14 protein-coding genes and 1 CRISPR repeat array (1 of these 15 cut by a window edge) are annotated in these 15,075 nt (G+C 65.6%); all 14 genes read left to right on the forward strand.

All coding sequences use genetic code 11. The annotated features are described in order from the left end of the window. Positions 1–135: direct repeats of the CRISPR family, unit length 36 nt; unit sequence GTCCGGACACCTACCTGATGAAGAAGGTATTGAGAC; it begins 1,151 nt to the left of the window's first position. 1,467 nt (positions 136–1,602) lie between these two features. Further along, positions 1,603–2,748, forward strand: a complete 1,146-nt coding sequence (locus CKO25_RS11270) for a putative CRISPR-associated protein (RefSeq protein ID WP_200388026.1) — start codon at positions 1,603–1,605, stop codon at positions 2,746–2,748. 36 nt (positions 2,749–2,784) lie between these two features. Then, complete coding sequence (cmr1, locus tag CKO25_RS11275; RefSeq protein ID WP_200388027.1) at positions 2,785–4,053, forward strand: type III-B CRISPR module RAMP protein Cmr1; 1,269 nt, start codon at positions 2,785–2,787, stop codon at positions 4,051–4,053. Positions 4,054–4,056: 3 nt separating this feature from the next. Then, positions 4,057–5,868, forward strand: coding sequence for a type III-B CRISPR-associated protein Cas10/Cmr2 (gene cas10 / locus CKO25_RS11280; protein WP_200388028.1), 1,812 nt, complete (start codon positions 4,057–4,059; stop codon positions 5,866–5,868). Next, entirely contained in the window at positions 5,865–7,166 is a 1,302-nt protein-coding gene (locus tag CKO25_RS11285; RefSeq protein ID WP_200388029.1) for a type III-B CRISPR module-associated Cmr3 family protein, read from the forward strand. Before cas10 ends, CKO25_RS11285 begins: the two co-directional genes overlap by 4 nt. A gap of 38 nt (positions 7,167–7,204) precedes the next feature. After that, positions 7,205–8,098: a type III-B CRISPR module RAMP protein Cmr4 gene (gene cmr4, locus CKO25_RS11290; protein WP_200388030.1), complete on the forward strand. Its 894-nt coding sequence runs from the start codon at positions 7,205–7,207 to the stop codon at positions 8,096–8,098. Next, entirely contained in the window at positions 8,095–8,505 is a 411-nt protein-coding gene (gene cmr5, locus CKO25_RS11295) for a type III-B CRISPR module-associated protein Cmr5 (RefSeq protein ID WP_200388031.1), read from the forward strand. The genes cmr4 and cmr5 overlap by 4 nt, the downstream gene beginning before the upstream one ends. An 11-nt stretch (positions 8,506–8,516) precedes the next feature. Further along, positions 8,517–9,593, forward strand: a complete 1,077-nt coding sequence (gene cmr6 / locus CKO25_RS11300; protein ID WP_200388032.1) for a type III-B CRISPR module RAMP protein Cmr6 — start codon at positions 8,517–8,519, stop codon at positions 9,591–9,593. Between the two features lie 55 nt (positions 9,594–9,648). Then, positions 9,649–10,872: a TIGR02221 family CRISPR-associated protein gene (csx2, locus tag CKO25_RS11305; protein ID WP_200388033.1), complete on the forward strand. Its 1,224-nt coding sequence runs from the start codon at positions 9,649–9,651 to the stop codon at positions 10,870–10,872. A 148-nt stretch (positions 10,873–11,020) separates the two neighbouring features. After that, positions 11,021–11,470 (forward strand): CRISPR-associated ring nuclease, encoded by a 450-nt coding sequence (locus CKO25_RS11310; protein WP_200388034.1) that lies wholly within the window; start codon positions 11,021–11,023, stop codon positions 11,468–11,470. A 90-nt stretch (positions 11,471–11,560) separates the two neighbouring features. Further along, positions 11,561–11,854, forward strand: a complete 294-nt coding sequence (gene csx16, locus CKO25_RS11315) for a CRISPR-associated protein Csx16 (protein ID WP_200388035.1) — start codon at positions 11,561–11,563, stop codon at positions 11,852–11,854. A gap of 45 nt (positions 11,855–11,899) precedes the next feature. Continuing rightward, entirely contained in the window at positions 11,900–12,880 is a 981-nt protein-coding gene (cas6, locus tag CKO25_RS11320) for a CRISPR system precrRNA processing endoribonuclease RAMP protein Cas6 (protein ID WP_200388036.1), read from the forward strand. Positions 12,881–12,971: 91 nt separating this feature from the next. Beyond that, positions 12,972–14,069: a hypothetical protein gene (locus tag CKO25_RS11325; protein ID WP_200388037.1), complete on the forward strand. Its 1,098-nt coding sequence runs from the start codon at positions 12,972–12,974 to the stop codon at positions 14,067–14,069. A gap of 103 nt (positions 14,070–14,172) precedes the next feature. Beyond that, a complete protein-coding gene (locus tag CKO25_RS11330; RefSeq protein WP_200388038.1) occupies positions 14,173–14,727 on the forward strand; it encodes a hypothetical protein in 555 nt (184 codons plus the stop codon). A 58-nt stretch (positions 14,728–14,785) separates the two neighbouring features. Beyond that, positions 14,786–15,070 carry a CRISPR-associated endonuclease Cas2 gene (cas2, locus tag CKO25_RS11335; RefSeq protein WP_200388039.1) on the forward strand — a complete coding sequence of 95 codons (285 nt, stop codon included), beginning with the start codon at positions 14,786–14,788 and terminating at the stop codon, positions 15,068–15,070. Positions 15,071–15,075 lie beyond the last annotated feature (5 nt).

Genomic DNA, 15,075 nt, shown 5'->3' on the forward strand with positions numbered 1-15,075 from the left:
TGTACGCCCTTCACGAGGTGCAGGTGAACGTCCGGACACCTACCTGATGAAGAAGGTATTGAGACTAGATCACATCCGCGCTTTCTGCTCCAGCTTTTGGTCCGGACACCTACCTGATGAAGAAGGTATTGAGACCCCCATTTCCGACGCCCCAGACGGACGAGCCGTGTCCGGACACCTACCTGATGAAGACCACAGATAGGTTCGGTAAAGAGACCCAACCTGAGGGGATTGAGACGGCGCCCATCAGGTGCCGTTTTGCGTGACAGCACGGCCTTCTCGATTGAATCTTGTGACCGGTCACACGCTGTTTTCGTGATTGTCTAGCCGAGATGCCGGAATCGGCGAGGTGTTCACATCACGTGCAGATCCGCTCCTCACCCATGTATGCCCCACTGATCCGCCGCACGCTCACCCGCCTGACCGTCTACCCTAAAAGACACCCATATTCGTTGTCCGGGGTGCCTCGTGCCGGTTTCGCTGCTTCGCTCGATCCTCGTTCTTGCTCTCCTGTCCCTGCTGTTCCTCTCACTCGCCAACGCCGATCGCCTCACAGGCAAGGTTGTGCGTGTCCTTGATGGCGATACTGTCGAGATCCTTGATGCCAATCGGCGCACCCAGCGATTTCACAGCGGGCTCTCGCAAGCTTGTGAAGCCAGGCAAGCGGGGGCCGTGACCTCATGATGATGGCTCGCGGTGGGGGCTGGAGGGCCAGGGAGACAGGGATGTCACACCGCGCTTCTCAGCGGTGATCCCGCCTAGAGTCGTGCGGAGATGACGCCGGATCGTTCCGGCGCGCAGACAGGGAACCGCATGGATGGCAACCCCTCAGGTGCTGCTATGCCCTTCAGAACTGATTCGGGATGCGAGGCTTTCCACAAAACGCCGATTCCCCCATACTTGACAGTGTTAGCTCGGGACTGGCGTGTCTGACACGCAGTTTCGCCGACAGCGGCGCATAACAAAGAGAACGCGCTATAGGATCGTGCTGCCATGGAGCTGCTTTGAATATCCCACTGCTCGGGCGATGTCGCGGTGTGTGCGCCGCGGTCGATCCGTTGCGATGGTTTGGATCCGCTGATGCACGTTGGCCCGACGTGCCTGGTGAGCGGTTGCGTCGCACCCCTTGCGTTAGGTTCCAGTGGTCTGGTGATCGTGGTGTGCCGCGCCAGAGTTGCACCGATACCATCCTGCTCAAGCCCACGTCGAGATGGAGGCCCTCGAGCTCCAGTCCCCGCGCGCCATCTATTCCGTCTCGACGCCTCGCCAGGCGCTGCGCGCCAAGACAGCCTGTTCGAACGCGACAGTCTTCCGTTCCAGCCCCTCAACGCGGTGATCGACCAGGCGTGCGCTATCCTGCACGCGCGGTCAGCGGTGTGTCGTCGCGCCCTGGGTCGCAGACTGATGGTCAGAGTGTGGCGGCGCCCTCGCCGAGCCGATCAAGACCAGCGCCGACGGCGTCTTCATTGCCGCGCGTAACGGGCTGTCATGGCCGCGCCCGCAAGCTTGCAAGCGCGGACACGGCCAGCCTGAACAGGAACACTGGGGCCCTATGAGCGCACGGGACCACAGATCGCGACACACTCAGGAGCACGATTGACTATGGCGGTTTATCTTTGCACCTGCGGCACCAGCGCCGCCAAGAAATTGTTCGGTCAGCCCACTCCGTTCAATGCTGCTTGGGTCGCTGAGCACGGCGGAGTCGAGGCGGCCGCCAAGGCGATCCACGACACGTTCCGCACGGCCCGCATGGACGATGACGTCGCGCTCAAGCGCGACCTGTCCGCCGAGATCCATTCGCTGGCCCGCATGGGGGTGAACGACAAGGACACGGTCGTGCTGTTCAGCTCCGAGACGGCCGACGGGCAAGCCTGTGCCGGGGCGGTCCAGCGCTATTTGGAGCAGGTCCGTGCGGGGATCGTCTGCCGGGTTGAGGTCGTGCCCGGTTTGCAGGTGACCGATGCGCACGCATTCCGCACCCAGGGTGTCCTCAACTTCACCAAGGCGGTGCTGGATGCGATCGATGCCAATGGCGCCGCTCAGTGCGTGCTCAACCCCACCGGCGGGTTCAAGAGCCTGGTGCCCTACACGGTGCTGATCGGCATGCTGCGCGGGGTGCCGGCCAAGTACATCTTTGAGCAATCCAGTGCGCTGATTCCGCTGCCGATGATGCCAGTGGAGTTTGCACGCTCGCGACTCGAACCGCTGCGCCCGCTGTTGGAGCGCATCCAGAATGAGACGGCGATCCCCCGCGCCGCTCTCGACCAAGCTCTGCCGTCGTTCGAGGAGCGCGAGATTCTGGAGTCACTGTTCGAGGACCAGGGCCAAGGACAGGTTAGCCTCTCGCCGGTGGGTTTTCTGGTCTGGGAGGAGCTGGAGCGTCCAACCGCGTTGGTGCCCTTCCTGTCGCGCCGTGCACTTGATGATCTGCTGAAGATCCGCGCCACTGAGGGCACGGCCCCGGATGATTACATCGCGCGCGCGGCCCGTTCTCCCGAGCAGCTGGCGGTCGGCAAACACGAGCCATGGAGCAACGGTTTGTTCTGGCTTAAGCGCGGCGAGCACACTCGCGACCGTTATCTGGTCTCGGTGGAAGGCTGGCGGTTATTGGTATGGCGCATCGTCGATCACGACGAATACGACCGGCTTCTCACCGAGAGTCGCAAACGCGATGTGGGGGCTCGCGTGGCTGCCGAGCGCCGCGTGCAATACGCCCCGTTTATCCGGATGGAACTGTACGAAGACTAAGCCGCGCAGATCACCACCTTACATGGAGAAACCGACATGCGTCGATCTAACCCCGGCCTCGATCCCGTCGCGGCTTTGAGTGCGTGGTCTGACACCACGGCCACCCACACCGATCCCTGGACCCATTACGCCTGCAAGCTGGTCACGCCGCTGTATGGCGGCGGGGTGCGGGAGGCGAAAGTCGATACGGGGATGCCGATCCGCGCGGCGGGTATTCGCGGTCAACTGCGCTTCTGGTGGCGCATCGCGTGCTGCGCGCCGGACGAGCCATCCCAGTCGATGTTTCAGCGCGAGGCGGCGATCTGGGGTGGGATCGCCAGTACTGGTCCCACCGCCAGTCAAGTCGCGGTTCGGGTCGAGCGGGTCTCCGGCGTGAAGGTTGAGCCGGCGTTCGTGTATCAAGCCAACCGTAACCGCCCGGGTGAGCTCCGAACCATGCCGGAGGCGGCCGATTGGGTCGAACCCTACGCCCTGTTTCCGGCGCGCGGCGAGCTGACCCAGGACAAACGTGACGTTGCTGTGACCCCGCATCGGTTGGCCCTGGCGGGTGTCGGCTTTCAATTGGGCATCAAATTCGGTCCCAAGCTCAGCCAGGCACAACGTGAGGAGGTCGCGACGGCGTTGCGCTGGTGGGCCAGCTTCGGTGGTGTCGGTGCTCGCACGCGACGCGGCCTGGGCGCGGTCCGCGTCGATGGGCTCGATCCCGTGACTGCGGAGGAGGTGCGCGCGAAGGGTGGGCAGCTGCGGTTGCGCCCCGCCACTAAGGCGGCGGACGCGGCCTGGAAAGCGAGCCTGGCGCGGCTGCGCGACTTTCGCCAGGCCGTGAATGTTGGGCGCAATCCGCCGAGTGATGAACCGAATCGTCCAGGCCGCAGCCGCTGGCCGGAGCCGGATACGATTCGGCTCCTGACGGGGCATCACGCACACGGCCATGCCCCCACGCATCCGGTGACGAACGCCTACCCGCGCGCAGCCTTCGGTTTGCCGATCGTGTTTCATTTCAAGGACGAGAACAAGGGCGAGCCTCCCCAGCAATTGTTGGTACCCGAGGGCGGGGATCGGATGGCCAGTCCGCTGATCCTGCGGCCCTACTGGAGCGGCCAGGCATGGCACCCGGCGGTCCTCTGTCTGCCGGGTTGGGCCGCGCGTTTGAGCACCCCGGTCGGCTTCGGCAACGGCCCATTCCATTGCGCCTGGCCCACCGATCCCGCCGAACGCGCTCGTCTGGCGGCGCAGATCAAACCGATGGATGGTCGCGGCGACGATCCGCTGACCGCGTTCATGGACTATTTCGAGCAGGACTGAGCCATGCCCCGTTATCTTGTGACCCTCTCGCTTGGCCCGGTGCAAAGCCTGATCGAGGCAGCGCGGCGCACCCGCGATCTCTGGTGCGGCTCTTGGCTGCTATCGGAGTCGGCGCGCGCCGCCGCCCAGGTGTTGCATCAAGCCCAACCTGGCTGTCTCATCTTTCCCTGTCCCGAGAAGCCGGATGAGGAGCTGCAGCCGCAACGGGAGCCGGGCGACAGTGCCAACATCGCCAATATCCTGCGCGCCGAGGTGGAGCTGCCGGATGCCACCGCCGCCCGCGCCCTGTGTGAACAGGCCAAAGAGGCCGCCGCCCGGCGTTTGTTCGAGCTGGGCGAGCAGGCGCGGCGCAAGCTCGGCGTCAAACTGCGCGCTGAGGTTTGGCAGGCGCAGATCGGTGACCTGCTCGAAGGGTTCGCCGCCTGGGCCGAGATCCCGGCTGGGGACGACGGTTACACCCAGGCCGGTGCCAAGCTCGGTGGGACCCTGGCCGCGCGCAAGGCGACGCGCGATTTCCGTCCCGCCGCGCCACTGAAAACACCGGGCCTGCCGAAATCCTCGCTCGATGGCGCGCTGGAAACCGTGTTGCCCGAACACTGGCACGAGGAGCATCGCGCCCGCCGTCAGCTCGGCCTCTCGCGTGGCGAGCAGCTCGATGCCTTGGGCGTGATGAAGCGCATGGCCGGCAACGTTGAGCAGTTCACGCCCTACTCGCGCGTGGCCGCCGATCCATGGATACGCTCGCTCGATGCCGACCAACAACGCGCTCTGAGCGCGGCCTATGAGCCCATCGTGCAGTCGGGGCTGGCGACCCGTGTCAGCGGCAATCGCGGCGCCTACGACGCGCTGCCCTACGACGCCCAAATGCTCTACGACTTCCGCCTCGACAATGCGCTGGCGGCCAAGGGCGAGGACGCGGCCGAGCCGGAGGAACGCGAAGCGCTCTTGAAGCTGCGCAAGGTGATGAGGTCACTGCCCGAGGCGGTGGGCGCGCCGGTGCCCTATGCGGTGATTCTGAAAGCCGATGGGGACCGCATGGGGGCCTTGTTGCAACAGGCCAAGCAGGCGAAGGATTCACGGGCGATCTCCCAAGCCCTGCATGGCTTTGCTTCCGATGTCCGGAGACTGGTACGCCAACACCACGGGCATGCCATCTACTCCGGCGGCGATGACGTGCTTGCCCTGCTGCCGTTGCCCGATGCCTTCGCCTGTGCGCGGACGCTGGCACAGGCGTTCGAGAAGGCGCTCGATCCGGTGGCCCGGTCGCTCGGACTCGAGGCCGCCGAGCATCCCACGCTCTCGGTCGGACTGGCCATCGGCCATCTGATGGAGCCGCTGGGAGCACTGCGCCAGCGCGCCGGTCGCGCCGAGCATCTGGCCAAGGGCGATACCGAGACGACGCCGCGCAATGCGCTGGCCATCGTGCTGGGGATTCGCTCCGGCGGTGAGCTGGAGTGGCGGGCCAACTGGAACGACGCCGAGGCGCTTGCTGAACTGGACGACTTCACCGCCGCTTATCGCGACGGCCAACTGCCCAGCCGCGTGGCCTACGATCTGCGCGCCATCGACCGGCGTCTGGCGTGGATGCGCGAGGATGACACTCCCGCCGCGCGCGGCATGCGCGAAGCCGAGGTCGCGCGGATGCTCGATCGCGCCCGCACGGCAGGAGACAGCCAACCGCTGGAGCAGGAGCACCGCGAGCGCATCCTGACGGCGTCCCGTTGTCCATCGCTGGCCCGGCTCGCCGATACATTGATCCTGGCGCGCTGGCTGTCGGCCCGCACCGCCGCCGATCTGGGAGTACGCGACCAATGAGCAAGAAGGGCAAGAAGCAACCCAAGCCGAATTACAGCAAGCAACAGCGTGCGCAGGCCAAGTCGAATCCCACTCAGGCCAAGCCCGAGATCGCCGTCGCCCGCGTGCAGCGCAAAACGCCCAAGTCTGCCGACCCCAGCCCGGTGGTGAGTCTGGAACCGTTGGCCCCACTGATTGTGCGCTCGGGACGTCCGTTCGACGATCAGGCCGGGGCCGATGCGCCGCGTTTCCCGCCGCCCTCGACCCTGGCTGGTTGTCTGCGCACGGCGTGGGCACGGGCCACGGATCAGGCGTTTGGTCCCGAGCTGGCTGAACTGTCCGTGGCCGGTCCGCTGCTTGCGCGGGTCGAGAGTACCGGAAAAACCTTGCGTCTGCTCGCCCCCAAACCGGCGGATGCCCAGTATTTCGGGCATGATCAGGATGCCAGGTGTCTGCGCCTGGAGCCGCGTGATTTCGAGAACGGCTGTGACGCCGATCTGCCCGAAGGACTGTGCCCGCTGCGGCTGTCCGAGACGGTCCAGGGCAAGGCGAGCAAGGGACCGACCTGGTGGGCTTGGGAGGATCTGATCGACTTTCGTCAGAACAAGACGCTGGACCACAAGGAACTGACCAAGCGCGGTTGGTCGCCGCCGGCCGGGGACCGGCGCACTCATGTCGCTATCGACGCCGCCACCCAAGCAGCTGAATCCGGCCGGTTGTTCCAGACCGAAGGACTGGATCTGGAGCCGGACAATCCGACGCTGCACCACACACTGAAACAGCAACAGGCCTCCGACCACTCCGCCTCGGGCACCTTGCGCCTGCTTGCGCACTGTGCTGAGCCGCTGCCCGCTGCGCTGGTGCATCTCGGCGGTGAACGACGTCTGGCGCGTCTGCGCCCGGAGCCGGAGTCAGCTTGGCCGACTCCGCCGGACACTTGGTTCCAGGACATCCACAGGTCCGGCGGTCTGACGCTGACGCTGCTCACACCCGGCGTGTTCCAGGCGGGCTATCGCCCCGGCTGGCTCGACGAGACGCTGACCGGCGAGCCGCCGATTGCCCCTGGTGTGCGGCTGCAACTGGTCGCCGCCGCCGTCGAGCGCTGGCAGCCCCATTCGGGTTGGGATCTGGCCCGTCAGGAAGCACGCCCGACCCGCAAGCTGGTGGGGGCCGGCGCCACCTATTGGTTCCGCCTGCTCGACACCCCCTCACCCGAGGCGCTGGCCCCGCTGTGGCTGGCCAGCCTGTGCGATCTGGAGCAGGACCAGCGCGACGGCTACGGTCTGGCCCTGCCCGCGCCCTGGACACCGCACGACTGACCCTGATGCTTCTGAATGGCTTGCCATAGGACGACACCATGCAACCACGACTCTTCCATCTGCATACCCTTTCGGCGCTCCACTGCGGTACCGGCCAGTCGGTCGGCGTGGTCGACCTGCCGATCGCCCGCGCCCGCGCCACCAACCTGCCGATCGTGCCCGGCTCCTCACTGCGTGGGGTGCTGCGTCAGGAGATCGGCGCTCTGGATGCCGACCTCGAGCGCGCGCTGTTCGGACCCGCCACCATCAAGGACAATGCCAGCAGCTTTGCCGGCGCGCTGGCCGTCGGGGATGCGCATCTGCTGGCCATGCCGGTGCGCGCGCTCGCCGGCATCCTCTGCTACGTGACCTCGCCCTTCATTCTGCGTCGTTATGCGCGCGATCTGGTGGATGCGGGGCTGAAGGCCCCGGAAATCCCTCGCCCGGTCAATGCTCAGCATGCCTTGGTCTCGGCCGACTCGGTTAATCTGATCGAGAACACCTTAGTTCTCGAAGACCTCGACCTGGGGGTGCAACGCAATGGCCTGACCCAGGAATGGGCCAACACCATCGCCGCACTGGTGCATCCGGACGATGCCACCGGGCAGCGCGATGTCGTCGAGCGCTTCGCCATCCTGCCCGATGACATCCTCGGCTATCTGAGCGAGACGGCGACGGAGCTGCGCACCCGCATCAGCATCGATCAGGACACCGGCACCGTGAAGAAGGGCGCGCTCTGGTTCGAGGAGCATCTGCCCGCCGAGTCGGTGTTGTGGGGCATGTATGCGCTGAGTGACTCCAACGATCCCAAGCAGAAACTCACAGCCGAGGCGCTCGCGAACGCGGTGCGCGAACACCTGCCACTGGGGAGCGGCGCACTGCTGCAACTTGGCGGTCAGGCCGGGGTCGGCCGTGGCCTGGTGCGGCTGCTGACGCCGGAGGTGGCGGCATGAGCGTGCGTGCCCATCGCGTGGCGAAGGCGGCCTATGAGCGGGTCGCTGAGCGTCAGAATGCAGACAACAAGAAAAAATACGGGGCCATCGCCCACAAGCTGCCGGGCATGATCCTGCAGAACGGCCTGGCTCAGGCCACGGGCTTTTTGCTCGCCAAGGGCGCCAGTGCCTCTGAGCATCTGATGCTGCTCGATGATCTGCGGGACGTGCTGCGTGCCGGTGGGACGCTCGACGTACCCAGCCGTGAAGCACTTCATCAGGCCATCATCGGCGCCAATCTATCCCTGACCTTGAAATACACCCGTGCCGCCTTGGAGGCCTCCGGCTGGATCAAGCGTTATGTGCAGGGCGTGTTACGGGTCACGGCGACCGGCGAAACCAGCAACGAAGACGATGGCAATCAATAGGGGGACTGCATATGCCGATCCAACTCATGCGCGAGGTCCTGCAGCCGCTGTATTCCGCGGCGAATGATGCGCATCCTGGTCTGCTGATCCAGCGCGGCTATCCGGTGTATGACGCGGACACCGAGGAGGGACGCAGGGCCAAGACCGCGCATCTTCAGGAAATCTGCGCCATTCCAGCCAGCCCCTTCTACCACAACGCCTACCAGCGCTGGCAAAGCGCCACCACTGATCCACTGCGCTTTCGCCAGCTCGAGCTCGCGCTCGAGACGCGTCTCTTCATCGGCCTGACCGGCGGCGGGATGCTGGAGACCGGCTGCGCCATCAGCCACAGCTACGGAATGCCTTATATCCCGGGCTCCAGCGTCAAGGGCGTGGTGCGGGCGCATGCCCGCACCAGTCTGTTCGGCCACGAGCACCCCGAGATCATCGCCGAGCTGTTCGGAGTCGATGCCGATCCCGATCCCGATCAGGGGTGGGCGCAGGGTCTCTCCGGACTGGTCGCGTTCCATGATGCCTGGTGGGTGCCGGGTTCCGCCGATCACCCGCTGGTCGAGGAGATCGTCACCACGCATCATCTGGATTATTACGGGAGCGAGGGCCAAACACCCGCCACCGATTTCGACAGCCCGGTTCCCAATGCGCAGATCGCCGTCCAGGGACGTTTCCTGTTCGTGCTGGAAGGACCGCGGAGCACGCCCGGCTGGCTCGACCTGGCCGAGAAGATGCTGACGGCGGCCTTGTCGATGCGTGGTATCGGCGCCAAGACCCGCACCGGCTATGGGCTGTTCGATCCGGTGCCGAAGGTGCCCAAGGGGCCTGTGTGCGCCTGGGTGGACGACAACATCGTGCGGTTGCTACCAAAGGGCGCAGCAGCAGACAACGAAGTGCTGCGTCGAATCAAGACAGGCGAAGTGCTCCGTGGCAAAGACCTTGCCGAAGCTTGGCAGAAGATCGGCGACGCCTCGCTCAAGGCCGAAGCGCTGGCCGATATTCAGTCCCGCTGGGAGGCCGAGGGCTGGTGGGAGTCGCCGCCGAGCAAGGGCGCGAGGAAAGTCAAGAAGACCTATACAGGCGAGAATGATGCGTAAGCGCCGCGCGCGACGCCGAGCCGAGCCAGCCACCACGACCGCAGAGTGACTGCCCATGTCCCACGTCCTACTGACATTTCTTGGGCGCGTCCAAAAGGAGCAGGGGAGCTATCGAACCACCGTCTATGATTTCGGCGACGGCCCGCAGGAGGCGCCAACAGCGTTCTTCGGCTGGCCGCTGCAGCGCCGGCTGCAGCCCGATAGGCTCGTCATCCTCGGCACCGCCGGCAGCATGTGGGAGCATCTGTTCGAGGGCGATCTAGAGTTCGGTGACGCCGAACAGGATGCGCGCGATGCGCTCTATGAGGCCGTCGATCGGAAGCTGGTGACAGCGTCGCATCTGGAGCCGCTCGCGCCGCTGTTAAGCGAGCGCCTTGGCTGCGAGGTTGTCCTCGATCTGATCCCCTACTGTCGCGATGAGGCCGAGCAGGTCCGACTGCTCGAGATCATGGCTAGCCACGTCGCCCGTGGTGACCGGGTCGACCTCGACGTCACGCACGGTTTCCGCCACCTGCCGATGGTGGCGCTCCTCTCGGCGCTGCAACTGCAGATCCTGCGTCAGGCCGAAGTGAACGGGATCTGGTATGGCTCTTACGACCCCGACACCAAGGAGGCACCGGTCTACAGGCTCGGCGGTCTGCTGCAAATCGCCGGCTGGCTGCAGGCGCTGCACACCTACGACAAGGATGGCGATTACAGCGTGTTCTGCGACCTGCTCGCCACCACCGCCAGCGTGTCATCGGAATCTCTGCGTCAGGCGGCATTCCATGAAAAGACCAACAATATCGGCCAGGCCCGCGCCCCGCTACGCAAGTTCCGCCAAGGCTTCGAGGCGGTGCACCCGGACCCGCTGCTGCAGCTCTTCGCCGACGAACTGCGCTCACGCACAGCCTGGGTCGACCAACAGTCATTGACCGAGCGGCAGTACGAGCTGGCGCTGCACTTCCTTGAGCATGGCGATTACTTGCGCGCGGCCATTCTCGGGTTCGAGTCCCTGATCACCCGCCTGGTCCAAGCCTCCCCGCAGAGCCTCCAGCCGTTGAACCATACCCATCGGGACGGCATCAAGCGGGAGTGGGACGAGGCGATCCGCCGACAGGGCCAGCAGCGCACCGAAACCCAGAAGGCTTATCTGGACTTACGCGAGATCCGCAATGCGCTCGCACACGGCAGCCTCTCTTCGTTTGGACATATCCAGAGCGCCCTCGCCTCAGAGGCCAACCTCAGCGAGGCACTGCGCAAAGCCATCGCGCTGGCACACCAAGGAGTGACGCCCTGATCCTGGGCGTTCCCCTTGGTCACGTCGGCGATGAGGACGGCCTGCAAGCTTGCAGCACCCGGCAGCACGCGCAAGGTGCTCTATGCTGCTCGCGATCCAGGGCCCGTTTCAATCGCCCTTGTCGTAACACCTGCCTGGAAGCATACGCATGTCCCCCGACACCCCCCGTCGTATCCTCCTGGCCGTCACCGGTCTAACCCCGCAGATCGTCACCGAGACGCTCTATGCCTTGGCTTGCCGGGGCGCGGATACCTGGATTCCGCACGAAATCCACCTGATCACCACCGCCACTGGGGCGAACAATGCCCGACTGAACCTGTTGGCCGGCGAGCGCTGGTTCCATCGGCTGTGCGAGGACTATGCCCTGCCGTCGATTGCCTTCACCCCTGAGCACATCCATGTGCTGCGGGATGCCGAGGGCCGGCCGCTCGCCAAGTCCTGCGAACCCCATGAATACTTCCAGCCCCACAAGACCAACATCAACAAGGCCTTTGCCTACACTTTGAGCAAACGCTCGGCCGAGAACTATGTAATTGGTCGTGGCAAGGACAACAGCTTTCCCCTGACCCCGGAGCAGATCGCGAGCCGCCACCACTGAGCAGCGGATCTCGGCTGCGATGGTCGCATGACAACACCCCGACGAGATTGCGCGGACCGCAATCGAACCTGAATCGAGCCATCACCTGCTATGACCACTTCTTTCGTTTCCCGTCATCCCGGCGCTCATGACTGGGCCGCCGCGGAAGGTCTCGCCGTCGATGCAGTCATCGACCACCTCGATCCGTCCATCATTGCCCCGGGCGATGTCGTGATCGGCTCACTGCCGGTGAACCTCGCCGCCGAGGTCTGCGCGCGCGGGGGACGCTATCTGAACCTCTCACTCGATCTGCCAGCGAGCCTGCGCGGCGTCGAGCTGACGGCGCAACAGATGCGTGACTGCGGGGCGCGGGTCGAGGAATATCGCGTCATCCGCTGCTTTTAGACCCACCGGCCGCTGGCCAACCGCTTGCCCGGAGATCACCGGATAATGGCATCTGACCTGGACACCACTGAGCCCCAGCTGCCGCTGGCCCGCTATTTCTTCCAGTATCGAACCGAGGGGGAGCTGCGCCTGCCGCCCTACCCCGGCGGTCTCTGGCACGGCGTCTTCGGGGCGCGGTTGCGCGCGCTCAGCTGTGTCATGCCGGCGGGGACCGTCTGCCGGGGTTGCGCGCTGCTGCATCACTGCGCCTATTCGCTGCTCTTCAGTGGACCCCGTCCGCCGGATGCGCTGCTGATGCGCCGCTACGACACCATCCCGGTCCCGCATGTCTTCCAGATCGACCCCGCTACGCGCGCGGTCATCCCAGCCGGCGAGTCGCTGCGGGTCGCTTTGGTGCTGGTCGGCACCGCCAATGACCGTCTGCCCCTGGTCATCCAGACGCTGGCCGATGCCGGCCTGGAGGGCCTGGGTGCGACCCGCACCCGCGCCATCTTGCTGGAGGTCATCCAGGAGCTGCCCGACGGCTCGACGCAGCGCGTCGCCAGCCAGGGCCGGCTGAGCACGCCACTCCCCCCAGTGCCACCCATGACGCCACCGCTGCCCGCTGCGGTGCACATCCGCATCCTCAGCCCCTACAAGAGCGGCGTCGCGCGTGGTCCGGCCGATGCCTTCGACCCCGGCGCCATGCTGATGGCGATCCTGCGCCGCTGCTCGCTCTTGCAGTATTTCTACACCGGCCGCCTGCTCGAGGCCCCCTTCGTGGAACTCAAGGCGGCCAGCGCTCGGGTGCGGGTGATCGACAGCAGCTTGCGCCCGGAAGTGGCCTCGCGCTATGCCGCTCGGCATGGTCAGCGGGTGCCGACCGGCGGGTTGATCGGCGAGCTGGTCCTGGATCCGGACGGGCTGGAAGCACTCTGGCCCTATCTGCACTTGGGGCAATGGCTCAATGTGGGGAAGAACGCCAGCATGGGCTTTGGGCGCTATCGGTTGACGGCCCCCCACGCCCCGGCGCACCCGCCCAGCTGAGCCCCCGTCGCGCGGCACAAGCTTGCCGCCGCCCCCCAGCGCGTCACCCCGCGGCATGCTCGCTCCGTCAGCACACTGCTCGGAGCCCGCCATGCATCTCACCCGTTTCTTTTATGTTGGCTGGATCATCCAGCTCGTGGTCGGTATCGCGCTGTTCAGCGTGTCCTTCCTGATCGAGCTGGCGGTCTTGCAGAGCTTCCTGGCGGGCGTGGTGATGACGCTGGTCCTGGCCGCCGCACTGGAACTTGGCAAGGCCACCGCGATCGTCTGGCACCGCTACCTCAAGGATGCCCCGCAGAGCCTCTATCCGGTGTCCATCCGCCGGATCTCCGCTGTCTTTCGCTTTGGACTGGTCGGCCTGTCGATCCTCTGCTCGTTGCTGTTCATCGGCGTGCAGGTCGATCGCCCACACCTCGAGCAGGTGCGCGCGGCGGAGTTGGCTGCCTTGCAGAGCCGCCTCGATGCCGATCTGCAACGGGTGGAGCAGGACGCCGCGGCGGGTGCACGGCGCCTGGACGCACGCCAGCAGGAGGCGTTGGCCGCCTTGCGTGCGCTGCATGAGCCGGGCATCGCTGAGCTCGAACAACTGCTGAGCGCGGAGATGGACAACGTCGTCGGCGGAGTCTTCAAGGGGCCTCGTTATCAGGAGATTGCCGCGCGTTTGGCGCAGGCACAGGATCAACGCGACATCGCCCTTGCTGCGCTCACCGCCCGCCAGGCGGCGGAGGCCAACACCCAATCCGCTGCACTGGCGCAGGCGCACACCCAGTCCCGCCAGGCGCTATTACACGATGCCGAGCGCGCGCGGGCCGCACTCCTCAACGACGGGTTCGAGACCGACGTGCGCGCTCAACATCCGTTGGTGACCACCTTTATTCGCACGCTCGAGGCCGTGACCGGCCATGCCATCACCCCGCCCTTGTTCGCCCTGGGGCTGGCTCTGTTCCTGGCTGTGCTCATGGAGCTGGGCATCGTCCTCGCCTTCGAGACCATCACGCTGGTGATGCTGCCCACCCTCTCCGCTCAGCATCGCGAAGAGGTTGCCACCGCAGCGCTGCGTGCGGAACTCAACGGCACGGCCACCCGTGAAGCGCTCCGCCACCGTGAGGCGATTGAGCGCATCCGCCATCGCGCGGACCACATTCTGAACAAGGCGCGGATGCATCACGACCCCACGGCGACGACGTGAGCGCACATGCTTCGGCGCACCCACAAGCTTGCACGGACCGACCTCGAGCGCGGCGGCGCCTAAGCTGTATCCAACCACCCACCACCACCCGATGAGAGACCCCATGAACGACCACCACCAGCCCCACGTCAGCGATCTCAACACCCTTCCGAGCGAGGCCACCCGGCGTGGCCAGGACTGTGAGGCCCAAGTCCAGCAGGCCCTGAGCCGCCATCGCGAGTCAGTCCTACCCGCCATCCTCGAGCGGCACGAGCACCGGCAGGTGCGGGCGCACCAGGCCGCCGAGTTGGCACTCGGCTTCGAGCATCGCCGCCAGGCCATCGCGATGGCCCTGGAGAGCCGCCTGCAGTCGATCCGCGAAGCCTGCAACCACGTTCTGGTCACCGGCAAGACCCACCTGCGCCAGCAGCGTATCGAGTATTTCGGCGAGGTCTATCGCCAACTCGAGCAGCGCATGAACAACCTCACCGACGACTACCTCGCTGAGGCCGATCGCCGCTACGCACGCCTGCAAACGATTCAGAACGAGCATCTGCGCCGGCGTGAGCAGCAGCGCCAGGAGAAGGCTGCCGACGACTTCCTCGACACCATGGATCAACTGATGGACGAGTTTCGCAGCATCATCAGCGAGCACGTCGACCATCGCGCCAGCATCTAACGTCCCCCCGGGAGGCCCCGCGGCTCCCGGCCACCCGCATCACCACCGGAGTTCCAAGATGCCACGCCAAGCCGCCGTCATCGCTTATGACATCCGCTGTGACCGGCGTCGCCGTCGCGTTGCTCGCTGCTTGCAGCGCTGGCGGCTCGATGGCCAATACTCGCTTTTCGAGTGCCGCCTGACCCAAGCCGAGGCGCGTGAGCTGTTTCTCCAACTCGTGGCGTTGATCGATGGCTCCGAGGATGCGCTGCTGCTGGCCTGGATGGACCCCACACGGTCCGCCGAGGCGGTCACGCGCGGCGCGCGTATCGGTTTTCAGTCACCGAGTCTGTATCTCGCCTAAGGACT

Source organism: Thiocapsa imhoffii (assembly GCF_016583985.1).
Lineage (GTDB): Bacteria > Pseudomonadota > Gammaproteobacteria > Chromatiales > Chromatiaceae > Thiocapsa > Thiocapsa imhoffii.